Here is a 23,014-nt window from a genome sequence, read left to right as displayed (position 1 = left end):
CATGGATACCGATCAGGCGATGTCCGGCATCTGGTATGTGCTGGCGCTCGTCCTCGTCGGATCGGCGTTGATCGCCCGGCGCCGTCCGCTGGGCGGCATTCTGCGGATGGCGGGGCTGTGGATATTCATCTTTGCAGTGCTGCTCATGCTCTTCAAGGCGGGGGAGAGAGCGGGCCTTTTCTCCAGCCGCATGCAGGGCGAACACGAAGCAAGCATCTCGCGCAAGGGCAGGGGCGATGCCCATCCCGAACTGCCCGTGGCGAGAACCGAAGGCCAGGCGTTGCGCGTGCCAATCAATTCCGATGGCCATTATTGGGTCGAAGGGATGGTGAATGGAACGCCTGTCCGCTTTCTGATCGACAGCGGCGCGAGCGTCACAGCGCTATCGGTGGATTCGGCGCGGCAGGCTGGCCTTAATGTCGACCCTGGCCGTGGCGTCAGCATGTTGACGGCCAATGGCAAGATACAGGCGCAGCGTTCGACCATCGCGACGCTGACGATCGGGCCCATCCGCTCGAGCGATCTCGACATCGTGGTATCGTCGGCCTTCGGTGACGTGAACGTCATCGGGATGAACATGCTGTCACGCCTGAAGAGCTGGGGCGTGCAGAATGGCGAAATGGTGCTGACGCCATGACCTTGCCGGACGAAGCACCCGATCAGCGTCAGCGGCTCAAGGCCATTATCGGCGGGTCTGCCGGCAATCTGGTCGAATGGTATGACTGGTACGCCTATTCGGCATTCACCCTCTATTTCGCGAAACATTTCTTCCCGAGCGAGGATCGCACAGCTCAACTGCTGAGTGCAGCCGGCATTTTCGCAGTCGGCTTTTTGATGCGGCCGATCGGCGCGTGGGTCATGGGGATTTATGCCGACCGCCATGGCCGCAAGAGCGGGCTCACCCTGTCGATCAGCTTGATGTGCGCCGGTTCGATCCTGATCGCCTTGGCCCCATCCTATCAAAGCATCGGTATCGGGGCGCCTTTGCTGCTCGTATGTGCGCGGCTGATACAGGGCCTGTCGCTCGGCGGCGAATATGGGGCGAGTGCGACCTATCTGTCCGAAATGGCGGGGCGCCGCCGGCGCGGCTTCTTCTCCAGCTTTCAATATGTGACGCTGATCGCGGGACAATTGACGGCCATTTGCGTGCTGCTGGTGCTGCAAGGGTTGCTGAGCGAGGCGGAACTGGAGGATTGGGGATGGCGCATTCCCTTCCTGATCGGCGGAGCGCTGGCCGTGATCGTCTTCTGGTTGCGGCGCGGCTTAGCGGAGACGCAAAGCTACGCCCGGGCCCAGGCGGAGGGTTCTCCGCGATCCGGCTTCGTCGAACTGGTGACGCGGCACCCGCGCGAGACTTTGACCGTCATGCTGTTGACGGCGGGTGGTACGATCGCTTTCTACGCCTATTCGATCTACATGCAGAAATTCCTCGTCAATACGACGGGCTTGAGCCGGGTAAGTGCGTCCCAGATCAACGGGATAACTCTATTCATTTTCATGCTCTTGCAACCGCTCGCCGGGGCGCTGTCGGATCGGGTCGGCCGCAAACCGCTGATGATCGGGTTCGGCGCATTGGGCGCGATCTTCACTTATCCCATCTTCTCCACGCTGGCAGCCGCCAAGGACCCGATGGTCGCCGGCTGCCTGGTGATGGTGGGGCTGGTGATCGTCACCGGTTACACATCGATCAATGCGGTGGTTAAGGCGGAACTGTTTCCGGCCCATATTCGCGCGTTGGGTGTGGCTTTGCCTTACGCGCTTGCCAACACCTTGTTCGGCGGAACGGCGGAAGTTGTCGCTTTGTGGTTCAAACAGGCCGGGATCGAAGAGGCATTTTACATCTATGTCAGCCTGATGATTGCCATCTCGCTGATCGTCTATATCCGCATGCGGGAAACGCAGCGGCACAGTTTGATCGTAGAAGACTGAGGAGATGTTTCGATTTAACATAATCCTTATTATCGAACAACAATGTCAGTCGATAACGCTTCCAGTCCCCAGATTATAAGGTCCCTATGCCAGCCAAAGCCAGCCCTGCCGACATCATGCCACTTGCGAACATCATGGCGATGTTGCGCGATCCGGAGAATGGCTGCCCTTGGGACATAGCGCAGGATTTCTCCACCATTGCGCCCTATACGATCGAGGAAGCCTATGAAGTCGCGGACGCTATTCAGCGCGGCGACATGGCCGGCCTTCGGGATGAACTTGGCGACCTTCTGCTCCAGGTCGTCTTTCACAGTAGAATGGCTGAGCAGGCAGGGCATTTTGCATTGCAGCACGTCATCGAAGGGATCACCGAGAAGATGATCCGCCGCCATCCACATGTTTTCGGCGGCGACGAACGGACCGGCGGACCGGCACAGTGGGAGGCGATCAAGGCCGCGGAACGCGCGCAAAAGGACAACGACACCAGCGCACTGGCCGGGGTCGCAAGCGCCCTTCCCGCTCTGCTGAGGGCGGAGAAGCTTCAGAAGCGTGCGGCGCGAACGGGCTTCGACTGGCCCGACCCGAGTGGCGCGATCGCCAAGATTGAGGAAGAGATTGCCGAGGTGAACGCCGCAGCGACATTTGCGGAGAAGGAAGAAGAAATCGGCGATCTGCTCTTCGCCGTTGTGAACTTGGCGCGCCACCTGAAGGTCGATGCCGAGGCCGCCTTGCGCGCCGCCAACGCTAAGTTCGAACGGCGCTTTCGGGCCATGGAGGCGATCGGCCAGGATGCTTTTCCGACCTTCTCTCTCGAAGAAAAAGAGGCGCTGTGGCAGCAGGCAAAGGCGCAGGAAAAGAAGGGCTGATCAGCGCCCCGCCCGCTTGGCGAAGCGCGCCAGCGCGGAACTGGAAAGTCTCGCCTGGACCAGCATGTCGCTGCCATCTGGCCGGCTGGAGACAACCTCTCCATGCTCGTGCAACCACGCCATCGCTGCGCCGTCCGACAGGGGCACCCTCAATTCATGCAGTTGTGAGCCGGCGGTCAGCCGCTCACTGACGACCCGCTGCAAGGCGTTTGATCCCTCACCTGTCAGCGCCGACAGGATCACCACATCATCCCGGCGCGCGGCGCTTTCCCGCACCAGCGCTTCCGTTTCTTGATCGAGCAGGTCGAGCTTGTTCCACACCTCGATCACGGGCGGTGGCTCGTCGCCCTCCGGGGCCTGCTCGGCCCCCTCTCCTGCGACGCCGAGTTCGCTCAATACGTCGAGCACATCATCGCGCTGAGCTTCGCTATCGGGATGAGCGATATCCCGGACATGAAGGATCAGGTCGGCGGAGAGCACCTCTTCCAGGGTAGCGCGGAATGCCGCGATGAGCTGGGTCGGCAGGTCCGAAACAAAGCCGACCGTGTCCGACAGGATTGCCTTGTCCAGTCCCGGCAGGGCGATCTGGCGCATGGTAGGATCAAGCGTGGCGAACAGCAGGTCCTCCGCCATCACCTCTGCACCTGTCAGCCGATTGAAGAGCGTGGATTTGCCGGCATTGGTATAGCCGACGAGCGCGATCACCGGCCAAGGGGCGCGCTGCCGTCGGGCACGATGGAGGCCGCGTGTCTTGGTGACCTGATCCAATTCACGGCGGATCTTCGCCATGCGGTCACGGATCATCCGCCGGTCCGCCTCGATCTGGGTTTCACCGGGACCGCCCAGAAAACCGAAGCCGCCCCGCTGCCGCTCAAGGTGGGTCCAACTGCGCACCAGCCGCCCTGCCTGATAATCTAGGTGCGCCAGCTCGACCTGTAGCCGTCCTTCGTTGGTGGCTGCCCGCTCGCCAAATATTTCCAGGATCAAGCCGGTCCTGTCGATAACCTTCGTCTCGGTCGCCTTTTCCAGATTGCTTTGCTGAACCGGACTGAGGGCATTGTCGACAATGACCAGTTCGGCTTCCTCCGCCTTGGCGAGGGTCGCGATTTGGTCCACCTGCCCGCTGCCGAACAGCGTCGCCGGCTTGCGATCGCGCACCCGGAACGCCTGCGCCGCGCGCACATCTATGCCGATCGCGAGCGCGAGCCCCTTCGCTTCGTCGAGCCGCGCGTCGCTGCCGCGCCGTTCCGGCCCGTGCATGTCTGCGCGCACGATGACGGCACGCGCACCGCGCGACACCTCGTCAGCGGAATCCCGGTTGAATACAGCCATGGAGCGTTAACGCGCCGGCGCCCGTCCCGCCTCAACAGAAGCAGGACGGGAGAAGAAATAAACGATCAATCTTCGCCCTCGCCTTCGCCGCTGAGGTCAAGCGCATGCAGCGGTTGCACCGTCGAGATTGCATGTTTGTAGACCAGCTGGACCATGCCGTCCCGTTCCAGCAGCATGCAGAACAGGTCGAACGCCGCGATTTCGCCCTGCAGCATAACGCCGTTTACCAAGAACATGGTGACAGGGCTGCCGGACTTACGCACAGCGCTCAGGAAGATTTCCTGAAGCAGTTTCGATTTGCCGTTGCCGTCGCTCGCCTTGCGCAACTCCGCCAGATCCATGGATTGCGCCGGCATGACAGTCGAAATCGCATGCTTATATACCAACTGCGACTGACCATCCCGCCGCAACAGCACAGAAAAATTGTCGAACCAGGTGATGATGCCCTGCAGCTTCACGCCCTTGACCAGGAACATGGTCACCGGCGTCTTGCTCTTGCGCAGGCTATTCAGGAAGATGTCTTGAAGGTTGTTCACTTTGTCGGCCATGGTCTTCACCAGTCCTTTATTGGCGGGACGTTACCCGCTCTCGCACCCTTAAGCAGAGTGTCTTGCCTGCTCCCGCCTATCGGAAGCGAGAGAAATCTACCGCAATTGCGAAGAGCCGTCCATGCCCACTTTGGGGCATATGAACCAAGCCCGTCTCAATTGTCCTTCCCATCGGTAATACCGAGCAGCTTGAGCTTCCGGTGCAGGGCCGACCGCTCCATACCGATGAAGGTCGCGGTTCGCGATATGTTGCCCGAAAAGCGGCGGATCTGGATGCGCAAATATTCACGCTCGAAGCTTTCCCGGGCTTCGCGCAGGGGCGCGCCCATGATCGCGGATTGGCCCATGCCTTCGCCACCGCCGTTGCTGGTCAGTTCGGCAGGCAGCATGTCCAACTCGATCCGGCCGATCCGCTCGCCAGGGGCCAGGATCATCGTTCGCTCGATCACGTTCCGCAACTGGCGGACATTGCCCGGCCACTCATTGGCCTGCAGGGCGGCCATCGCGTCACTGGCGATCTCCGGCGATGGGACGCGGCGGTCGGCGGCGAAACGCGCGAGGTAATGCTCGACCAGCGGCGGAATGTCGTCGCGCCGTTCGGAGAGCGGGGGGATGATGAGCGGCACGACGTTGAGGCGGTAGAACAGATCCTCGCGGAAGCGCCGCTCCTCGATCTCGGCTGCCAGATCGAGCGCGGTCGAGGAAATGACCCTCACATCGACCTTGACCTGACGCTGGCCGCCGACGCGGGTGAAGCTTTGGTCGGTCAGCACGCGCAATATCTTGCCTTGCGTGGTAAGCGGCATGTCGGCGATCTCGTCCAGATAGAGCGTGCCACCATGTGCCTGTTCGAGATAACCGGGGCGAACAAGGCCGCTGGGGTCCTCCATGCCGAACAATTCTTCCTCGACACGGTCGGGGTCCATGCGCGCCGCAGCGACGATGATGAAGGGCGCGTCTGCCCGGCCGCTCCAGCTATGAAGCATGCGCGCCGCGACTTCCTTGCCAACGCCCGCCGGTCCTGAAATGAGGACCCGGCTCCCCGTGCCCGCCACCTTCTTGATGGTGGCGCGCACCGCATTGATCGCCGCAGACGTGCCCGTCAGTTCGTCATCCTGGCCGAAGCGCGCGCGCAGTACCTGATTCTCCCGTCGCAGCCGCTCCGTTTCGGTCGCCCGCGACACCAGATGGAGCAGCCGGTCGGCCTCGAACGGTTTCTCGATGAAATCCGCAGCACCCTTGCGAATGGCGGCGACGGCCGTGTCGATATTGCCATGGCCTGAGATCATCAGCACGGGAATGGTTGGGTCGCGCCGCTTGATCTCGTCCAGCAGTTCAAGGCCGTCAAGCTTTGACCCCTGAAGCCACACGTCCAGCAGCACCAGCGAAGGCCGGCGGGAATCCAGCGCCTCGATCGCGCTGTCGCTGTTCGCGGCGGTGCGGGCGGAAAAGCCCTCATCCTCCAGCACACCCGCAACCAGATCGCGAATATCTTCTTCGTCATCGACTATCAGAATATCAAGCGCCATTGGCCGTCACTTTTCCCTTGGGCAAGGAAATCACCTGCCCCTCTTCAAGTTTGTCGAGCGCTGCCACGGGAAAGCGCAGCGTCACCCGCGCCCCTCCGCCTTCGGCATCGCTGAAGCGGATTTCCCCCATATGTTCCTCGACGATCTTCTTCACGATAGCGAGGCCGAGGCCCGTCCCCTTCGACCGCGTGGTCATATAAGGTTCCAGGATGCGCTCGCGTTCCGGGGGCAGGCCGATCCCGTCATCCTGCACGTCGATTATCAGGCAGCCATCATCGCAGCGGACCGCCATGGAAACATGCCCGCGGGCCTCCTGCCCTTCTGAAACGTCTTTTGGTTCGATGGCTTCCACCGCATTTTTGACGATGTTCGTCAAGGCCTGGCCGAGCTGGCGACGGTCGCAGACCATCTCCACATCTGGGTCCTCGGACTGGAAGCCAAAGCGGATTTCCGGATGCGCGACTTCGTGCAGGAACAGGGCGTGCCGCGCGATATCGTCTATCCTCTCACGCCGGAACACGGGCTTTGGCATACGCGCGAAGGAGGAGAATTCATCCACGATCCGCCGCAAGTCGCCGACCTGCCGGACGATCGTCCCCGTCAGCCGCGTGAAGGTCGCCTTATCGCTCGTCACCTCTTCGGCATAACGGCGCTGCAGTCGCTCGGCTGCCAGCTGAATCGGGGTCAGGGGGTTCTTGATCTCATGCGCGATGCGGCGGGCAACGTCGGACCATGCCGCACGCCGCTGATCAGAGAGCTGTTGGGTGATGTCATCGAAGGTGAGGATGCGGCTGTAAGCGTCTTCCGACACCTTCACCGCCAGCGTGCGCACGTCGCCATGCGCCCGGACCTGGACGATCGCAGCATCTTCGTCCGAAGCGACCAGTGCCGCCAATTCCGGAGACACTTCCGTAAGGTGCCGGCCGACCGGATCGTCCCCCTCATCGACCAGGATAGCCGCAGCCGAACTGTTGAGCAGCAGGATGATGCCATCGCGGTCAACCGACAGCACGCCGGCGGACACGCCTGACAGGATCGCTTCGATGAAAGCCCGCCGCTCGTCCAACTGGCTGTTCGCGGCCACGAGTGCGCCGGTCTGCGCTTCAAGCCGCTGGGTCATACGGTTGAAGGCAGACGCCAATGTGCCGATCTCGTCGCGGGTTTGTGGGCTCGTCACGCGGGCGGACAGGTCGCCGGCCGTGATCCGCCGCGCCGCCGTCACCAGTTCATTGACCGGCCGGACCATCCAGTCTGCGACCGCCAGCGCGATATAGACCGCCACGCCCACCAGCGCCAGCGATCCCACGAACAGCATCACGTTGAAGCGCAGTTGCAGCGCGCGCGATTGTGCGGCGAAGATGTCATAGTCGGACAGCACCTTCTGCGCCCGCTCGACATTGCTGAACGCGGTCGATCCGGAATCCCGCGTCGCGTAGAGATACACCTTTGCTTCGGGGTAGAGCAGCGTGACCGCCTCGATCTGGTTGGGCTTGGTCGCAACGACCACATTCTCTCCCGCGGCAAGCCGCCGCACCACGTCGGGCGAGAGCATCTCAGAAGCGGGGCGGCTGTCCGGATCGACCGTCGCGGCGGTTCGGAAAACCCCGTCCTTTCCGACCTCGATAATGGCTGACCGGTTGAGCTTCCGGGTCACGACCTGATAGATATAGCCCTCGGCGAAGCGCGGGCTCGATACCTTGGACTGTGTCAGGTAGTCGCGCAGGTCGCTCGCCATGGTGACCGTTTCGTCGCCTACCTCACGCAAATTCTGCTCATAATATCCGCGCGCCAGATCGCTTGCATTCTGAAGCATGCCGCGCGCGCTGTCGGAGAACCAGAATTGTACGCCATATTGGAAGAGCAGCGAGGCGAAGATTACCACCAGCAACATCGGCACGCTGGCGACGATCGAAAAAATCGCGACGAGCCGGACGTGAAGCTGCCCGTCGCTGCCGATCGCCGACTGCGCTGCGCGGCGTTTCGCAACTCGACGGCCCAGCAGCACCAGCAATGCAATCGCCGGCACCAGATTGCCGACGAGCAGCAGGGCCACGATAGGCGGCGTCAGCAATGTGTAGGACTGTCCCTGCCCGGTCAGCAGGAAGTAGGTGAGGCCCGCCGTCCCGAGAAACAGGAGCAACGTCACGATCTCCACGACAGCCGCCAGACGCCGACGCAGGAAAGGCGGAAAATGCCTCTTCCAGTTTCGGCTCCGCCGGGGATGCGTGGTCGTGCCGTTCATAGTGGCATTGTTACAACATTGGAGTGCCCGATCAAACACAGTATTTGCACTGGCATCCCTGCTTGTCGCCCGGTGCGCGCACTTCGTCTCTCAGTCAGTCCCTACCCTCAGTTGAAGCGGGTCGAGGCCATAATCGGTCAGCTTCTTGCGCAAGGTATTCCGGTTTATGCCGAGCAACGCGGCTGCGCGGATCTGATTACCATCGACGCTCGCGAGCACCTCCTGGAACAGGATCGGCTCTACCAATGCCAGTAGGTCGTCATGCAAGGTCCTGTTGGTCTGGGAAAGACCAACGCCGAGCTGGCGTCGCGCCCATTCCCGAACAGCCTGCCCCAGCATGTCCGCGGGCAGGGCGTAGTCCGCCGGCACGGCTTCAAGCGGCAAACTGCTGCGGAGGAGCTCCGCCGTGATGACATTCTCGCGGCTGAGCACGGCAAGGCGCTGCATCATATTCTGGAGCTCGCGCACATTGCCGGGCCAATGATAGGCCATCAGCAGCCGCGCGGCATCGTCGGACAGGGATTTGCGCGGCAGCCCATCCTGTGCGGCCCGGTCGAGGAAGTGACGAGCGAGCAGCATCACATCTTCCCTCCGCTCGCGCAGCGCCGGAAGGGCGATGGGAACCACGTTCAGCCGGTAATAAAGGTCCTGACGGAAGCGGTTTTCTTCGATCAGGCGCGATAGATCCTTGTTGGTCGCGGCGATGATGCGGACGTCAACCTTGACGGATTTGGAGCCGCCCACGGTCGTCACCTCGCCCGACTGAAGCACACGCAACAGGCGCGTCTGCGCCTCCATCGGCATGTCGCCAATCTCATCGAGGAACAGCGTACCGCCCTGCGCCTGCTCAAATTTACCTGCCGTACGGGCATGAGCGCCGGTGAACGCGCCCTTTTCATAACCGAACAGTTCTGCCTCAATCAGCTCGCGCGGGATCGCCGCCATGTTGATCGGAATGAAGGGCTTGGTGCGCCTCTGTCCCAAGGAGTGGATCGCCTCGGCCACCAATTCCTTGCCGGTCCCGGATTCGCCGAGCACTAGGATGCTGAGATCGTTGGACAGCACGCGTGCGATTGTCCGGTAAACCTCCTGCATCGCTGGAGAGCGGCCCACCAGCGGCAAGCCGTCATGCGGCAGATCGCCCTCGCCCGTCTCCTGCTCCGGCCCCGACTTCGAACCAAGCGCATCCGTTACGGCGCGGGTCAGTTCGTTGAGGTCGAAGGGTTTGGGAAGATATTCGAACGCCCCCTTCTCCGTCGCACGAATGGCGGTGTTGAGGGTGTTCTGCGCCGAAAGGATGATGATGTTGAGGGACGGCCTGCCCTGCAGGATGTCCGCGATGCCGTCCAGGCCATCGCCGTCGGGCAGCATGACGTCGGTTATCAATATGTCGGGCGAAAAGCTTTCCAGCAGCGCGGACCGTTCGCGGATCGAGCCTGCCGTCTTTACGCGGTGGCCCTGCCGGCGCAGCGCTTCTCCGACGACGACGCAGATCGCCGGATCATCATCGACGACAAGGATCGCTCCACTGGCGGCCATCACCCGATCCCCAGCGGTAGCAGGATGCGGAAGGTCGATTCCTGCGTCTCCTGATTGCGCGAATATTGAACGAAGCCGTTCATGTCCCTGACCAGCTTGTCCACCAGTGCCAGCCCAAGGCCCTGCCCGTCCCGGCGGCTCGTGATGAAGGGATTGAAAAGATGATCGAGAATCTGTTCCGGGACGCCAGGCCCGTTGTCGATCACCAGGATCTCGATCGGCAGGACCGCGCTTCCCTTGCCACCGCCCACCAGCACGGAAACGCCATGTCGGAAGGCCGTTTCGACACGGATGCGGGGATTGGGCGTATGCTCCAGCGCCTCCGAAGCATTTTTGAGCAGGTTGATCATCACCTGCACCAGCGCATCGTCATTGATGTTGGCAAATGGCAGCGACGGATCGTAGCTCTTTGTTATATGAATATCTTTTGCAAATCCGGCAGCCGCGATATGGGCGGCGCGATCGATCAGCGGGTAGATATTGCCGCTATGACATTCGAGTGTGCGGTCGGTGGTGAAATCCTGCATACGGTCGATCAACGCCGCAATCCGATCGACCTCATTGCAGATGAGCTGGGTCAGCGCGACATCCCGCCCGTTATTGCCCGATTCTATAAGCTGGGCAGCTCCCCTGATCCCCGACAGCGGATTTTTGATTTCATGCGCCAGGATGGCGGCGGCGCCGATCGCCGAGCGAGCTCCCCCGGCCGTGCCCCTGTGGCCGATCTTGCGGGCATGGCTTTGCGTGTGGATTGAAACCACGCGCCATCCTTCATGATCGATGATGGGGGCGATCATCAGGTCCACTTCCATCTCGGCGGTGCGCCCTGCATGCACGCGAAGGTCGTAGGCAGCGATCGGCTTATTGCTGTGCCACAGATCGAACCGGGAACCCACTTCCGCGACTCGGACCGTGCGAGACACATCGCTGCCGACAATGGCTGAACGAGCCATGTTGAGCAGCGATTCCGCCATGATATTGGCGTCGGCGATCCGGTTGTCCGGCTGGACCACCAGCGTCGCCACAGGCAGTGCGGTCATCAGATCGGCAAGTGAGGGGCCATCCGGCTGCAAGCGAAGCGGCGGGATGCTGGTCATCGTGCCTGTCATGCCGCCTGACGTGTTTCGACCGGGCCTTCCTGCGCAATCAGCGGCTCGTAGAACCGGGCGAGCATGTCGAGCACCACATCGCCATCGGGCTGCTGGTTCACGCTGTTGCGGAACTCGGCTGAACCGGGCAGGCCCTTCGTGTACCAGCCGATATGCTTGCGCGCCATGTTGACGCCGGTAAGCCGATCATAATGATCGAGCATCGCTCGATAATGCTCTGTTATCACTCCATATTGCTCCTCGAGCGACGGGTCGGCAATCCGCTGCCCCGTCCGGAACCAGTGCATTACCTGTCCGATCAGCCAAGGTCGGCCATAGGCCCCACGGCCGATCATCACCCCGTCGGCCCCGCTCTGCTCCAGCGCTGTCTCGGCATCGTCGATGGAGCAGATGTCGCCATTGACAATGACGGGCAGCGACACAGCCTGTTTCACGCTTCTGACAAAGGCCCAGTCAGCCGTGCCCTTATACATCTGGCAGCGGGTACGCCCGTGGACCGTGATCATCTTCGCGCCCAGATCCTCGGCGATCCGGGCCAATTCGGGAGCGTTGAGGCTGGCATGATCCCAGCCCATCCGCATCTTGACCGTGACGGGTACGTCCACCGCTTTCACTGTCGCTTCGATCAGCGAAGCGGCGAGCGGCAGGTCTCGCATGAGGGCGCTGCCCGCGTCGCCATTGACGACCTTCTTAACCGGGCAACCCATATTGATGTCGATGATCGCCGCGCCACGATCGGCATTGAGCTTCGCCGCCTCCGCCATTTCGGTGGGAGAGCAGCCGGCAAGCTGCATCGAGACGGGTTCTTCGACCGGGTGCCAGGCCGCCTTTTGCAGCGACTGGCGCGTTTCGCGGATCATCGCCGCCGTGGCGATCATTTCCGTCACGTTGAGGCCAGAGCCGTAACGCCGCACCAATGTGCGGAACGGCATATCCGTCACGCCCGTCATGGGCGCCAGAATGACGGGCATGTCGATCGTCACCGGACCGACGGAAATGGGGGAAAGCGTCGTCATCACCAATACTGCCTAAAAAACAGGCAGCCCTTAGACGAAATCGGGGCTCGCGGCAAGCAAGGGGCTGGCGATGCCCTGCGCCCTGCGATACAGGCCCGCCATGGTGAAAGCTGGTGAGAAAATAGCCGCCCTGATTGTCGCAGCGGGCCAAGGAAACCGTGCAGGCGGCGGCTTGCCCAAGCAATATAGGCTGATCGGCGGCAAGGCGGTCCTCGCCCATGCGATGGACGCCGTCGCGGCGCATCCGCTCATCAGCACCATCATTCTTGTCGTGGCTCCGGGGCAGGAGGCGACCGCGCGGTCCGTGCTCGGCGACCGCTCCCTCGCCGCCATCGTTGGAGGCGCAGACAGCCGGCGCGGCTCGGTGCGTGCGGGGCTGGAACGGCTTGCCTCAACGGGCGGGGCTGATCATGTTCTCATCCACGATGCCGCCCGGCCGTTCCTGCCATCTTCCGTCATCGACCGGCTGATCGAGGCATTGTCGGGCGCAGCGGGCGCCATACCTGCCCTTCCAGTCGCCGATACGCTGGTCAGGCGGGACGAAGAGAGGGCAGGAGACGTGGTCGATCGCGCGCCGCTGATGCGCGTCCAAACACCGCAGGCTTTCCGCTTCAAGGCCATTTTGGCGGCTCATCGGGCCTGGAGCAGCGACAGGGAAGCAACGGACGACGCCCAGATCCTACGCGCCCATGGGGGTGAGGTTCGGCTGGTTGACGGCGATGAAAGGCTTGAGAAATTGACCTATGCTGCAGATTTCCTCCGTGCCGAGCAGCGCCTTGCGGGTACCCGCAGCACCCGCGTCGGCATGGGCTATGACGTGCATCGCCTCGTCGCCGGCGAGGAGCTTTGGCTGGGCGGCGTCCAGATACCGCATGGTCGCGGCCTGTCCGGACACAGCGATGCCGATGTGGCGCTTCACGCGGTTGTCGACGCGCTGCTGGGGGCGCTGGCGGAGGGCGATATCGGCAGCCACTTCCCACCATCCGATCCGCAATGGCGCGGCGCTGCGTCTTCCCGCTTTCTGGAATATGCAGCGGAACATGTCTCAAAACGGGACGCGTCGGTAGAACATATTGATCTTACGGTCATCTGCGAAGCACCCAAGATCGGCCCGCATCGTGACGCGATCCGCGCTCGCATCGCGGACATGCTCAAGCTGCCCCTTGACCGGGTGAGCGTGAAGGCAACCACCACCGAGCGGCTGGGCTTTGCCGGCCGCGGCGAGGGCATAGCTGCACAGGCTGTTGCCACCCTCTCCTTCCCCGCGCTATTCTGACGCCATGCCTGATTGCATCCTCCCTCCGCAACTTGTCGAACTGGCTGAGCGCGTCATCATCGCCAACCGCCGTGCCGGGCGCACGATCGCCGTCGCGGAAAGCTGCACAGGCGGCCTAGTTTCGGCAGCCCTCACGGAAATCGCCGGGTCGTCCGAGGTCTTCGAGGCGGGGTTCGTTACCTATTCCAATGACATGAAGTCAGAGCTTCTGAAAGTGTCGCAGGACGTGATCGAGACATTTGGCGCCGTTTCCATTGCGACCGCATGGGCGATGGCCCAGGGTGCGCTTCAGAAGAGCCATGCCAATGTCGCCGTGGCGATCACAGGGATCGCCGGTCCGGGAGGTGGGTCGGAGCAGAAGCCGGTTGGTACGGTCGTCTTCGCCCGTGCGGAGCGCGGGGTCGGCCCGGATGCCGCCGTCGCCGACATGCATCATTTCGAAGATACGGGCCGGGGCGGCGTTCGACTTCAGGCGGCGCTATGCGCGCTTGAATTGCTGCTGCCCGACTCGCCTGCGCCATAAAGCTCTGCCGCGCGCGTTTCGAACGCGCCGATCATCTTGCGCAGCGCCTTGTCGAACATCTGGCCGGCAAGCATTTCGAACAGCCGGTTCTTGAATTCGAACTCCACCTCGAAGTCGACCAGAACACCGCCTTTCCCGTCGCTGCGGAAGCGCCATTCGTTGCAGAGATATTTGAGCGGCCCATCGAGATAATCCACCCGCACATGGTCGGGCCGTTCCTTGTGCACGCGGGAGGTGAAGCTCTCTTTGATGCCCTTGAACCCGACGATCATGTCGGCAACCATCTCAGTCTTGCTGTCGGCCCGCACGCGGATCGCACTGACCCACGGCAGGAACTCGGGATAGCTGGCCACGTCCGACACCAGATCGAACATCTGTTCCGGCGTATAGGGAAGCGGCCTTGTTTCGCTATGCTTGGGCATCGGCTTACCGCGCGACCTTGGCAAGCTGCGCCTCACGCGCGGCGCGCATCTCGGCAAAGTCCTTGCCCGCATGATAGCTTGAGCGGGTCAGCGGGCTGGACGCGACCTGCAGGAAGCCCTTGGCCCGCGCGATCGCCGCATAGGCGTTGAATGCGGCGGGGGTGACGAACTCCATCACCTTGGCGTGCTTGGGCGTCGGCTGCAGATATTGCCCCATCGTCAGGAAGTCGATGTCGGCCGAGCGCATATCATCCATGACCTGATGCACTTCCAGCCTCTCCTCACCCAGGCCGAGCATAATGCCCGATTTGGTGAAGATGGATGGATCGAGTTTCTTCACCGTCTCCAGCAGACGCAGCGACGCATAATAGCGGGCACCCGGACGGATTGTCGGGTAAAGGCGCGGCACGGTTTCTAGATTATGGTTGTAGACGTCGGGACGCGCCGCGACAATCATCTCGACCGCCCGCTCATGCTTGTTGCGGAAGTCGGGCGTCAGAATCTCGATCGTGGTGTCCGGCGTCGTCCGACGCAGCGCCTCGATCACCTTCACGAACTGCAACGCGCCGCCATCGGGAAGGTCGTCGCGGTCCACCGAGGTGATGACGATATGCTCCAGTCCCATCTCCGCGCAAGCGTCGGCCAGATTCTGCGGCTCATTGGGATCGACCTTGCGCGGCATGCCGGTCTTCACATTGCAGAAGGCGCAGGCACGGGTGCACACGTCGCCCAAAATCATGACCGTCGCATGCTTCTTGGTCCAGCATTCCCCGATATTCGGGCAAGCGGCCTCTTCGCAAACCGTCGCCAGGCCCTTTTCCCGCATCAGCCTGCGCGTGTCGTGATAGCCAGGGCTGGTCGGCGCCTTCACGCGGATCCAGTCGGGCTTGCGCGTGCGCGCTGGACGTTCGGCGGACTGACCCTGCGCCGAGATGGGCGCGGGGATGGGAGCGATCTCGTTCATGCGCCCCAAATAGCGACCCATCTTCACTCTTGCCAGTCCCAACATTGTTCGGCACAGACCGTCGCATGACAGACTTTGCCGATATGCTCGCCGGCTATCGCCGCTTCCGTGACACTGGTTGGACGCAGCAGCGCGAGCGATGGGGCGAGCTTAGCGAAGGCCAGAGCCCGCGCGTGATGGTCATCGCCTGCTCCGACAGCCGCGTCGATCCCGCACAGATTTTCGACACAAGCCCGGGCGAAATCTTCGTTGTCCGCAATGTGGCAGCACTGGTGCCCCCTTTCGAAACCAATCCCGGCCGTCATGGCGTGTCGGCGGCACTGGAGTTCGCTGTTCAGGTGCTGAAGGTCGGCGAGATCGTCGTGATGGGTCACGGCAAGTGCGGCGGCTGCAAGGCCGCGCTCAGCCAAGACCTGAAGGACGCTCCTCCGGGCGAGGGCGGCTTCATCCATAGCTGGATCGAACTGCTGGACGATGCGCGCGACAAGGTCGTCGAACGCTTCGGCGATGACCGCAGCCGGAACGCCGAGCGCGCCATGGAGCAGGAAGGCGTGAAGGTCAGCCTCGCCAATTTGCGCACCTTCCCCTGCGTCCGCGCCAAGGAGCGCGCAGGCGAGCTCAAGCTGATCGGATCCTTCTTCGCAATCGCGGATGGGCAGCTTCATCTGCTTGATGAGCAAAGTGGCGAATTCGCCCCGGCAGCGCTGGAGAACTGATGTCCTCGCCGATCTCCAGAGGCAATGTCGCCCTGCTGATCGACGCGGACAATGTTTCGGCTGACCATTTCGACCCGGTGCTGACCGTTCTGGCGGAATTGGGCACCGTCAATATCCGCCGCGCTTACGGCAATTGGAACAAGCCCACATTGAAGGGCTGGGCCAATCAGGCCGTCACCCAGGCCATCGAAACACAGCAGCAGTTCGACCTCACCAAGGGGAAGAATGCGACCGACATGAAGATGACGATCGACGCCATGGACCTGATGGCGTCGGGCCGTGTCACCGGTTTCGGCCTCATGTCGAGCGACAGTGATTTCACGCCCCTTGTCACGCGTATTCGGCAAGAGGGTATTCCGGTCTATGGCTTTGGATCGGACAAGACGGCACAGGCCTTCCGCAGCGCCTGTACCCGCTTTATCGACCTTGCGGCGCTTAGCAGCAATCGCGAAGACGAACTTCCGCCCGAAGAAGAGGAGCAGGAGGCGGATGAGCCAAATGGCTCTGGCACGGAGGTCGCGCCCGAACTGCTCAAGCTGCTGATCGATGCCTATAATGCGGTGAAGCGGGATGACCAGGGGTTCGCCCGGTTGAGCGAGGTAGGACAGCTCGCGGGCAATCGTTCCAGCTTCGACACACGGAATTATGGGTTCAAACGCCTTTCCGACCTCGTCCGCTCGATCAAGAATTTTAAGGTCGAAAGCCGCGATGGCCAGACCTGGATCAAGCGGGTGCACTGATGGCGATCACCGCTCGGCACTTGATGATCACAGGTCGGGTGCAGGGCGTCTTCTATCGAAACTGGACGGTCGCAACCGCCCTCAGTCTTGGGCTTACCGGCTGGGTCCGCAACCGCAGCGACGGCAGCGTCGAAGCGCTGGTGGAAGGTTCGCGAGAGGCCGTCGAGCAGTTCGTAGCGCTTGCTCATCAAGGCCCGCCGGCCGCCCGCGTTGAGCGGATCGACAGCCAGGATGCTGCGGCTGAAGGGCTGCTGTCTTTTGAGAAGCGGCATAGCTGCTGATTTGCGGCCGTAACAGCCGCTCGTGCTTGGCTTATCGAGGGCATGATGGAGAGCTACTCCCGCGTCCTTCGATAACCCCGGGAGGAATGGAGGAGTAGCGCACCAGGGATGGGTTGCACTCATCGCCTCATTGTTCCGCGACAAAAAAAGGCCGACCCCGAAGGATCGGCCTGAAAGTTTTAGGAGAGGATGCCTGAAAGGCCTCCCCTATATGCGGACCACCTCGTCATCTCGCAAGTGCGAAGAGGGCGGCCGAAGTTGCATATTTTGCAAGTGCATCATCGCATCGGCGATGCACCATGTCTCAGCGCGTCAGCTTCTTGTAGGCCAGGCGTGTCGGGCGGTCCGCTGCATCGCCGAGGCGCCGCCGCTTGTCCTCTTCATACATTTCGAAATTGCCCTCGAACCATTCGACATGGCTGTCGCCTTCGAAGGCAAGGATATGCGTCGCCAGACGATCGAGGAAGAAGCGATCGTGGCTGATGACGACGGCGCAGCCCGCGAAATTCTCGATTGCTTCTTCCAGCGCGGCCAGCGTTTCGACGTCGAGGTCGTTGGTCGGTTCGTCGAGCAGCAGCACGTTGCCGCCCTTCTTCAGCATCTTGGCGATGTGGACGCGGTTGCGCTCACCGCCTGACAGCTTGCCGACATTCTTCTGCTGATCCTGCCCCTTGAAGTTGAAGGCGCCGACATATGCCCGCGTCGACATGTCATGGCCGTTGACCTTCACATAATCGAGGCCGTCGGACACTTCTTCCCAGACATTTTTCGACGGGTCCAGATGATCGCGGCTCTGGTCGACATAGCCAAGGCGCACGGTCGAGCCGATGTCGATCTCGCCCGAATCGGGCTGTTCCTGGCCGGTGATGATCTTGAACAGCGTCGACTTGCCCGCGCCGTTCGGACCGATCACGCCGACGATGCCGCCCGGCGGCAGCATGAAGGACAGGTCTTCGAACAGGAGCTTGTCGCCATAGGCCTTGCTGATATTCTTCGCCTCGATCACCTTGCCGCCAAGGCGCTCGGGCACCTGGATGACGATCTGTGCCTTGCCGGGCGTGCGGTTTTCCTGGGCCGCGACCAGTTCCTCGAACTTCTTGATACGTGCCTTGGACTTGGTCTGGCGCCCCTTGACGCCTGCCCTGATCCATTCGAGCTCGTCCTTGATCGCCTTCTGTCGGCCGGACTCCTCACGGGATTCCTGCTCCAGACGCTGGGACTTCTTCTCAAGATACGTCGAGTAATTGCCCTCGTAAGGGAAATATTTGCCGCGATCGAGTTCAAGGATCCAGCCGACCACATTGTCCAGGAAGTAGCGGTCGTGGGTGATCATCAGCACCGCGCCCGCATATTCCTTCAGATGATTTTCCAGCCATTCGACGCTTTCGGCATCCAGATGGTTGGTCGGTTCGTCGAGCAGCAGGATATCCGGCTTCTGGATCAGCAGGCGGGTCAGCGCGATGCGGCGCTTTTCACCGCCGGAAAGGCTGTCGACCGGCCAATCAGACGGCGGGCAACGCAGCGCCTCCATCGCGATTTCAAGCTGGTTGTCGAGCGTCCAGCCGTCGACTGCATCGATCTGCTCCTGCAGCGTGCCCATTTCCTCCATCAAGGCGTCGAAGTCGACGTCCTCGGGCGGGTCGGCCATGATCATGCTGATCTCGTTAAAGCGGTCCATCTTGTCCGCTATCTCGCGCGCGCCGTCCTTGACGTTCTCCAGCACATTCTTGGAGGGATCGAGCTGCGGTTCCTGCGGCAGATAGCCGACCGTGATATTCTCGCCCGGCCAGGCCTCGCCCGTGAAATCCTTGTCGATGCCGCCCATGATTTTCATGAGCGTCGACTTGCCCGCGCCGTTGGGGCCCACGATGCCAATCTTGGCGCCGCGATAGAATTGCAGGTTGATGTTGCTCAGAACCGGCTTCTGGGCGCCGGGGAAGCTCTTGGTCATGTTCTTCATGACGAAGGCATATTGGGACGAGGCGGACATGGCTTGAAGCAGCTCCGAAAAGAACGAACGTGAAAATCCGGGCCGGGTTAGCGAAGCCCAAGCGCGTTGGCAAATGGACGATGGCCCGGTAAGCCTCCACTTATGCAGAAAATCCGATCGGGTACGCTCGCCGCCCTCCTTTTAGGCAGCATTGTCACCCCCGCCCTGCCGCTTGGCGCCGCACCGACCGATGTGGCCATGATTCGTGATGCGGGCCTGAAGGATGAGGTCGCCTGGCAGTTTGTCGAGGGGCTCTCGACCGAAGTGGGGCCCCGTCCCGCCGGTACGCCGCAGGAGGCCCGCGCGCGGGAATGGGCCATCGCGCGGCTGACGGCGCTCGGCTTCACGAATGTCCGCGCCGAACCTTATTTGATGCCCGTCTGGCAACGCGGCCGTGAAGAGGCGCGCATCCTTTCGCCCTTCCCTCAGAATCTGGTCGTCGCCGGTTTGGGCAACAGCGCTTCCACCCCGTCCAGCGGGATAGAGGGCGAACTGGTCTATTTCCCGACGCTGGCAAGCCTGGAAGCGGCTCCCGAAGCCAGTCTCAAGGGCAAGATCGCCTTTGTCGATCACGCCATGCAAGCCACGCAGGACGGGTCATCCTACGGTTATTTCGGAGCCACGCGTCGCCAGGGCCCAAGCGTCGCTTCGCGGAAGGGCGCCAGCGCGATCCTGATCCGCTCGATCGGCACGGACCATCATCGCCAGCCTCATAGCGGCGTGCAGATGTGGGCTGATGGCGTGCGACCGATACCGGCTGCGGCGCTCAGCATTCCCGATGCAGAGCAGCTGGCCCGCATATTGGCGCGCGGCAAGCCCGTGCGGCTGCGCTTGACGCTCTTGTCCAGGATGCTCAAGGACCAGCCATCGGGCAACGTCCTGGCGGAAATACCCGGCAGTGACCCGGAGGCTGGCGTCGTGGTGGCCGCCTGTCATCTGGACAGCTGGGATCAGGGCACAGGCGCGATCGACGATGCTTCAGGTTGCGGCATCATCACGGCCGCCGCTTTGCTGGTCGGAAAAGCCGGCGCCCCGCGCCGGACGATCCGGCTGCTGATGGCTGGCGCGGAAGAAGTCGGCGGCAACGGAGCCCGTGCCTATTTCGATGCACATGGCAAGGAGCCGCACGCCATGGCGATGGAATCGGACTTCGGCGCGGATCGGGTGTGGCGCATCGACTTCAAGCTGCCGGAGGGGCACGACGCCCTGGCCCGCCGCCTCTCTACCGGCCTGGCTCCGCTCGGCATTGCCGCGAGCCGTTCCGCGGCGGGCGGAGGAGCCGACATCGAACCGCTCGTCAAAGCCGGCGTTCCGGTGGTGGACCTTCAGCAGGACGGCACCCGCTATTTCGACATCCATCATACGTCCGACGACACGCTCGACAAGATCGACAAGGCACAGTTGCAGCAGAATGTCGCCGCCTGGGCAGTTGCACTTTTCGAAATCGCGAACGCGCCAGAAACGCTAGCAGTTAAATGAACTTATATAGTAGAGAACGTCTTGTCGCGTGATTCTGTCGCTTCACCGACGCAGAAAAGCATTGATTTGTGCAGCGCACACGTTAATGCGGGTCGCTCGCGTGGGGCGCTGTCCGACGCGGCAATATGCTATGGGAGCCGTACACAATGAAGAAGATCGCTGTTGTTTTCGCTTCGGCCGGCCTGATGGCCCTCGCCGCTTGCGGTGAGAAGCCGGCTAACGAAACCGCGAACGCTTCGAACGCTGTTGTTGAGAACGTTGTCGAGAACGCCGCTAACGCTGCTGACAACGCCGCTAACGCTGCCGACAACGCTGCGAACGCTGCGAACGTCGCTGGCAACGCCGCGAACGCCGAATAATCTTCGCTTCAGCGAGGTTTTCGAAAGGGCGGGCCGTCTGACGGTCCGCCCTTTTTCTATGGGCCGCGCAATAACATCAGCGCAGCATTAGCCGAGCTTCTGCTAGGCAGAGCTGGATCGTGGATTTTCAGGGGTTGGTCGGGGAGACAGGAGACGGAGACAAGGGTCTCCAGAGCCCCCGGAAACACTGAAACCCTTGCATTTCTGCCGTTCTTTGCCCTACAGACCTGCCCCACAAACCTGCCCCACACGGGGTGAACGAGGGCGAAAATGGCAGCGTTGAAGGCACGGCATAACAAGTGGGAGGCGCGGGTGCGGGTGCCGCAGGCGCTGCGCGCCGCACATGGCGGAAAGGAACATCTCTACCGCACCTTGGCGGCCACCGATAAGCGCGCCGCAAAGCTGGAGGCCACCGCGTGGGAGGTCTCGCTTAAGACCGCATGGGCGGCCCGCTCTTCACCCTCAGGGGCACCGCAGGCCACCCTCCGCCACCTTTACGCCACCTACCGCACCCTTGCGCGGGAGGGCGCGTTTGCCGCCCACTTGCCCAGCCCTGACCCGCTGGCGTTCGACAGCTTCACGGAAAGCATCGACCTGACTTTGGACCTGATGGCTGACGAAGCTGAGGAGCGAGATTTCACTCCCGAGGAGCAGGCCAAGGTCTGGGCGCTGAACGACGCCAAGGCCGAACACATGGGGCAGAGGGTGAAGCCCCGTAAGGAGCTACAAGCGACCTTCAAGGAACTGGCTGCGGAGCATCTGCGGCTTTGGAAGATCGAGCCAGGGCGGAGGGAAACCAACACGGAGCAGCAGAAGGTCGCCACCTTCGACCTGTTCGCCAGCTTTTTCGGGGAGCGACCGTTGCGGGACGTCACCCGCGCCGACGCTTCAACCTTCGCCGACGCCCTGCGACAGTTAGACTCTAACTGGGCGCGCACGGGTAAGGCCAAGGGGGAAACCCCGGCCATGCCATGGAAGGAGCTTCAGCGGACCTTCGGGGGCCGCGACAAGGGTCTGTCGGATGCTACGGTCAATCGCCACATGGCCACGCTTAGCGCTCTTTGGAAGTGGGCCGAGGCGCGGGAACATTGCACCGGCCGCAACCCCTTCGAAGGCCACCGCAGGTCGCTGAAGGTCGGCAAGAACAAGAACCCCTATGTGGCGTGGGAGCCCGAGGAACTGGAGCGCCTGTTCTCTCCCCCTCCCGCCCGTGCCGACCTGACGGAAGTTATGATCGTAGCCCTTTTTACCGGCATGCGGCTGGACGAGATTGTGTCACTCACCTGTGGCCAAATCAGGAAGGAAGAGGGCGTCACGTTCATCGACATTACTGCCGCGAAGACCGACAACGGCATACGCAAGGTTCCGCTGCATCCCCGGCTGGCATGGCTGGCAAAGCGCGTGCAAGGCAAGGCGGCTGACGCGCGCATCTGGCCGAAGTTCACGGGCGAAGGCCCCGGCAATAAACCCGGCGGGGACGCCGGAAAGGAGTTCTCCCGCTTCAAGATCGCGCTTGGATACACCAGCCGCACCAAGGCGTTTCATTCTTTCCGCAAGAACGTGGTCGGTTATCTGGAGCGAGCGAGGGTTCCAGAGAACGAGGTCGCCCAGCTTGTCGGACATGCGAAGCAAGGCTTCACGTTCGGCACCTACGGCAGCCAGAGCTTGCTCCAGCGGCGGGCCGAGATCGTCGCCTTGATCGAGTATCCGGGGCTGAACCTGCCCACGCCTGAATAGCTAACCGTGGTGAGAAAATGTCGCCATTCTCAGGCAAGGAGCGCGTTTTGTCCCCCGCCGGGCACCTGAGGTGCCGGAAGGCAGCAGCAGTTCTCTACGACCGAGTTTGTCCGCTTTTCTCTTATAGCCCGACGCAGACCTTTTTCACCAATCTGTTAAAAACCTCGCCCCTCAGGATCACGAAGGGGTCCAGATGTTCGACGCAAGGGCCCTGCACGGGTGGCTTGGCCTGAAGATGCGCTTCCATGAATGGATCGGTAAGCGGATCGAAGATTACGGTTTCGAGGAGGACGCCGACTTTTGCTGTATCCGCAGCAAAACCGGAGGGAGGCCCCGCACCGACTACCTCATCACCATCGACACGGCGAAGGAGCTTTCGATGGTGGAGCGGACTGCGCGGCGACTGACAGGATGCGA

22 protein-coding genes are annotated in these 23,014 nt (G+C 62.0%); 12 read left to right on the top strand and 10 right to left on the bottom strand.

What is annotated here, in order from left to right:
* The first annotated feature begins 1 nt into the window (after position 1).
* From L858_RS0110830 to mazG, 3 genes are all read left to right on the top strand, one after another.
* Positions 2-637, top strand: coding sequence for a retropepsin-like aspartic protease family protein (locus tag L858_RS0110830; RefSeq protein ID WP_022683172.1), 636 nt, complete (start codon positions 2-4; stop codon positions 635-637).
* Positions 634-1,929 carry an MFS transporter gene (locus L858_RS0110825; RefSeq protein ID WP_022683171.1) on the top strand — a complete coding sequence of 432 codons (1,296 nt, stop codon included), beginning with the start codon at positions 634-636 and terminating at the stop codon, positions 1,927-1,929. Before L858_RS0110830 ends, L858_RS0110825 begins: the two co-directional genes overlap by 4 nt.
* A gap of 86 nt (positions 1,930-2,015) precedes the next feature.
* Positions 2,016-2,795 carry a nucleoside triphosphate pyrophosphohydrolase gene (gene mazG / locus L858_RS0110820; protein WP_022683170.1) on the top strand — a complete coding sequence of 260 codons (780 nt, stop codon included), beginning with the start codon at positions 2,016-2,018 and terminating at the stop codon, positions 2,793-2,795.
* Here mazG and hflX read toward each other — a convergent pair whose 3' ends face one another.
* From hflX to dusB, 7 genes are all read right to left on the bottom strand, one after another.
* On the bottom strand, positions 2,796-4,127 hold the full coding sequence (hflX, locus tag L858_RS0110815) for a GTPase HflX (protein WP_022683169.1): 1,332 nt from the start codon (positions 4,125-4,127) through the stop codon (positions 2,796-2,798).
* Positions 4,128-4,192: 65 nt separating this feature from the next.
* Entirely contained in the window at positions 4,193-4,675 is a 483-nt protein-coding gene (hfq, locus tag L858_RS0110810; RefSeq protein ID WP_022683168.1) for an RNA chaperone Hfq, read from the bottom strand.
* A 155-nt stretch (positions 4,676-4,830) separates the two neighbouring features.
* On the bottom strand, positions 4,831-6,204 hold the full coding sequence (ntrX, locus tag L858_RS0110805; protein WP_022683167.1) for a nitrogen assimilation response regulator NtrX: 1,374 nt from the start codon (positions 6,202-6,204) through the stop codon (positions 4,831-4,833).
* Entirely contained in the window at positions 6,194-8,446 is a 2,253-nt protein-coding gene (locus L858_RS0110800) for a HAMP domain-containing histidine kinase (RefSeq protein WP_022683166.1), read from the bottom strand. The genes ntrX and L858_RS0110800 overlap by 11 nt, the downstream gene beginning before the upstream one ends.
* A gap of 90 nt (positions 8,447-8,536) precedes the next feature.
* Positions 8,537-9,985, bottom strand: a complete 1,449-nt coding sequence (gene ntrC / locus L858_RS0110795) for a nitrogen regulation protein NR(I) (RefSeq protein ID WP_022683165.1) — start codon at positions 9,983-9,985, stop codon at positions 8,537-8,539.
* The gene (locus L858_RS0110790; protein WP_022683164.1) at positions 9,985-11,094 is read right to left on the bottom strand and encodes a two-component system sensor histidine kinase NtrB; all 1,110 of its coding nucleotides are present in this window, start codon (positions 11,092-11,094) and stop codon (positions 9,985-9,987) included. The genes ntrC and L858_RS0110790 overlap by 1 nt, the downstream gene beginning before the upstream one ends.
* Complete coding sequence (gene dusB, locus L858_RS0110785) at positions 11,091-12,110, bottom strand: tRNA dihydrouridine synthase DusB (protein WP_022683163.1); 1,020 nt, start codon at positions 12,108-12,110, stop codon at positions 11,091-11,093. Before dusB ends, L858_RS0110790 begins: the two co-directional genes overlap by 4 nt.
* Before the next feature lie 70 nt (positions 12,111-12,180).
* Between dusB and L858_RS0110780 the strand changes: the two genes are divergently transcribed.
* Together L858_RS0110780 and L858_RS0110775 are read left to right on the top strand one after the other, a co-directional pair.
* Positions 12,181-13,386, top strand: coding sequence for a bifunctional 2-C-methyl-D-erythritol 4-phosphate cytidylyltransferase/2-C-methyl-D-erythritol 2,4-cyclodiphosphate synthase (locus L858_RS0110780; protein ID WP_238564955.1), 1,206 nt, complete (start codon positions 12,181-12,183; stop codon positions 13,384-13,386).
* A gap of 4 nt (positions 13,387-13,390) precedes the next feature.
* The gene (locus L858_RS0110775; RefSeq protein WP_022683161.1) at positions 13,391-13,909 is read left to right on the top strand and encodes a CinA family protein; all 519 of its coding nucleotides are present in this window, start codon (positions 13,391-13,393) and stop codon (positions 13,907-13,909) included.
* Here the strand turns inward: L858_RS0110775 and L858_RS0110770 are convergent.
* Both L858_RS0110770 and lipA read right to left on the bottom strand, forming a co-directional pair.
* The gene (locus L858_RS0110770) at positions 13,855-14,331 is read right to left on the bottom strand and encodes a type II toxin-antitoxin system RatA family toxin (protein ID WP_022683160.1); all 477 of its coding nucleotides are present in this window, start codon (positions 14,329-14,331) and stop codon (positions 13,855-13,857) included. The two genes, L858_RS0110775 and L858_RS0110770, sit on opposite strands and share 55 nt — an antisense overlap.
* Before the next feature lie 4 nt (positions 14,332-14,335).
* Complete coding sequence (lipA, locus tag L858_RS0110765; protein WP_028056028.1) at positions 14,336-15,340, bottom strand: lipoyl synthase; 1,005 nt, start codon at positions 15,338-15,340, stop codon at positions 14,336-14,338.
* A gap of 20 nt (positions 15,341-15,360) precedes the next feature.
* On the opposite strand from lipA, the gene L858_RS0110760 reads away from it, so the two are divergent.
* The 3 genes from L858_RS0110760 to L858_RS0110750 are packed head-to-tail and all read left to right on the top strand — an operon-like array spanning position 15,361 to position 17,032.
* A complete protein-coding gene (locus L858_RS0110760; RefSeq protein WP_028056027.1) occupies positions 15,361-16,011 on the top strand; it encodes a carbonic anhydrase in 651 nt (216 codons plus the stop codon).
* A complete protein-coding gene (locus L858_RS0110755) occupies positions 16,011-16,751 on the top strand; it encodes an NYN domain-containing protein (RefSeq protein WP_022683157.1) in 741 nt (246 codons plus the stop codon). Before L858_RS0110760 ends, L858_RS0110755 begins: the two co-directional genes overlap by 1 nt.
* Positions 16,751-17,032 (top strand): acylphosphatase, encoded by a 282-nt coding sequence (locus L858_RS0110750; protein ID WP_022683156.1) that lies wholly within the window; start codon positions 16,751-16,753, stop codon positions 17,030-17,032. Before L858_RS0110755 ends, L858_RS0110750 begins: the two co-directional genes overlap by 1 nt.
* Before the next feature lie 304 nt (positions 17,033-17,336).
* Here L858_RS0110750 and ettA read toward each other — a convergent pair whose 3' ends face one another.
* Positions 17,337-19,022 carry an energy-dependent translational throttle protein EttA gene (gene ettA, locus L858_RS0110745; protein WP_022683155.1) on the bottom strand — a complete coding sequence of 562 codons (1,686 nt, stop codon included), beginning with the start codon at positions 19,020-19,022 and terminating at the stop codon, positions 17,337-17,339.
* A gap of 102 nt (positions 19,023-19,124) precedes the next feature.
* Here ettA and L858_RS0110740 point away from each other — a divergent pair, with 102 nt between their 5' ends.
* The 4 genes from L858_RS0110740 to L858_RS19930 all read left to right on the top strand — a co-directional run.
* On the top strand, positions 19,125-20,501 hold the full coding sequence (locus tag L858_RS0110740) for a M28 family peptidase (RefSeq protein ID WP_022683154.1): 1,377 nt from the start codon (positions 19,125-19,127) through the stop codon (positions 20,499-20,501).
* 146 nt (positions 20,502-20,647) lie between these two features.
* The gene (locus L858_RS0110735; protein ID WP_013846652.1) at positions 20,648-20,860 is read left to right on the top strand and encodes a hypothetical protein; all 213 of its coding nucleotides are present in this window, start codon (positions 20,648-20,650) and stop codon (positions 20,858-20,860) included.
* A gap of 318 nt (positions 20,861-21,178) precedes the next feature.
* Positions 21,179-22,597, top strand: coding sequence for a tyrosine-type recombinase/integrase (locus L858_RS0110730; protein WP_193742863.1), 1,419 nt, complete (start codon positions 21,179-21,181; stop codon positions 22,595-22,597).
* 193 nt (positions 22,598-22,790) lie between these two features.
* Positions 22,791-23,014 (top strand): antA/AntB antirepressor family protein (locus L858_RS19930; RefSeq protein ID WP_022683152.1); only part of this gene is annotated, 224 nt, incomplete at its 3' end.

It is taken from the genome of Sphingobium bisphenolivorans (assembly GCF_000412635.1).
GTDB lineage: Bacteria > Pseudomonadota > Alphaproteobacteria > Sphingomonadales > Sphingomonadaceae > Sphingobium > Sphingobium bisphenolivorans.
This window is presented reverse-complemented; position numbering and strand designations above follow the sequence as displayed.

Bases quoted from the DNA above. Each gene is read 5' to 3' on its own strand.
- L858_RS0110755 (WP_022683157.1), top strand. From the start codon at position 16,011: ATGTCCTCGCCGATCTCCAGAGGCAATGTCGCCCTGCTGATCGACGCG.
- L858_RS0110800 (WP_022683166.1), bottom strand. From the start codon at position 8,446: ATGAACGGCACGACCACGCATCCCCGGCGGAGCCGAAACTGGAAGAGG.
- ntrC (WP_022683165.1), bottom strand. From the start codon at position 9,985: ATGGCCGCCAGTGGAGCGATCCTTGTCGTCGATGATGATCCGGCGATC.
- hflX (WP_022683169.1), bottom strand. From the start codon at position 4,127: ATGGCTGTATTCAACCGGGATTCCGCTGACGAGGTGTCGCGCGGTGCG.
- mazG (WP_022683170.1), top strand. From the start codon at position 2,016: ATGCCAGCCAAAGCCAGCCCTGCCGACATCATGCCACTTGCGAACATC.
- L858_RS0110775 (WP_022683161.1), top strand. From the start codon at position 13,391: ATGCCTGATTGCATCCTCCCTCCGCAACTTGTCGAACTGGCTGAGCGC.
- hfq (WP_022683168.1), bottom strand. From the start codon at position 4,675: ATGGCCGACAAAGTGAACAACCTTCAAGACATCTTCCTGAATAGCCTG.
- L858_RS0110770 (WP_022683160.1), bottom strand. From the start codon at position 14,331: ATGCCCAAGCATAGCGAAACAAGGCCGCTTCCCTATACGCCGGAACAG.
- ntrX (WP_022683167.1), bottom strand. From the start codon at position 6,204: ATGGCGCTTGATATTCTGATAGTCGATGACGAAGAAGATATTCGCGAT.
- L858_RS0110790 (WP_022683164.1), bottom strand. From the start codon at position 11,094: ATGACAGGCACGATGACCAGCATCCCGCCGCTTCGCTTGCAGCCGGAT.
- L858_RS0110735 (WP_013846652.1), top strand. From the start codon at position 20,648: ATGAAGAAGATCGCTGTTGTTTTCGCTTCGGCCGGCCTGATGGCCCTC.
- L858_RS0110750 (WP_022683156.1), top strand. From the start codon at position 16,751: ATGGCGATCACCGCTCGGCACTTGATGATCACAGGTCGGGTGCAGGGC.
- L858_RS0110760 (WP_028056027.1), top strand. From the start codon at position 15,361: ATGACAGACTTTGCCGATATGCTCGCCGGCTATCGCCGCTTCCGTGAC.
- dusB (WP_022683163.1), bottom strand. From the start codon at position 12,110: ATGACGACGCTTTCCCCCATTTCCGTCGGTCCGGTGACGATCGACATG.
- L858_RS0110780 (WP_238564955.1), top strand. From the start codon at position 12,181: ATGCCCTGCGCCCTGCGATACAGGCCCGCCATGGTGAAAGCTGGTGAG.
- L858_RS0110740 (WP_022683154.1), top strand. From the start codon at position 19,125: ATGCAGAAAATCCGATCGGGTACGCTCGCCGCCCTCCTTTTAGGCAGC.
- lipA (WP_028056028.1), bottom strand. From the start codon at position 15,340: ATGTTGGGACTGGCAAGAGTGAAGATGGGTCGCTATTTGGGGCGCATG.
- L858_RS0110825 (WP_022683171.1), top strand. From the start codon at position 634: ATGACCTTGCCGGACGAAGCACCCGATCAGCGTCAGCGGCTCAAGGCC.
- L858_RS0110830 (WP_022683172.1), top strand. From the start codon at position 2: ATGGATACCGATCAGGCGATGTCCGGCATCTGGTATGTGCTGGCGCTC.
- ettA (WP_022683155.1), bottom strand. From the start codon at position 19,022: ATGTCCGCCTCGTCCCAATATGCCTTCGTCATGAAGAACATGACCAAG.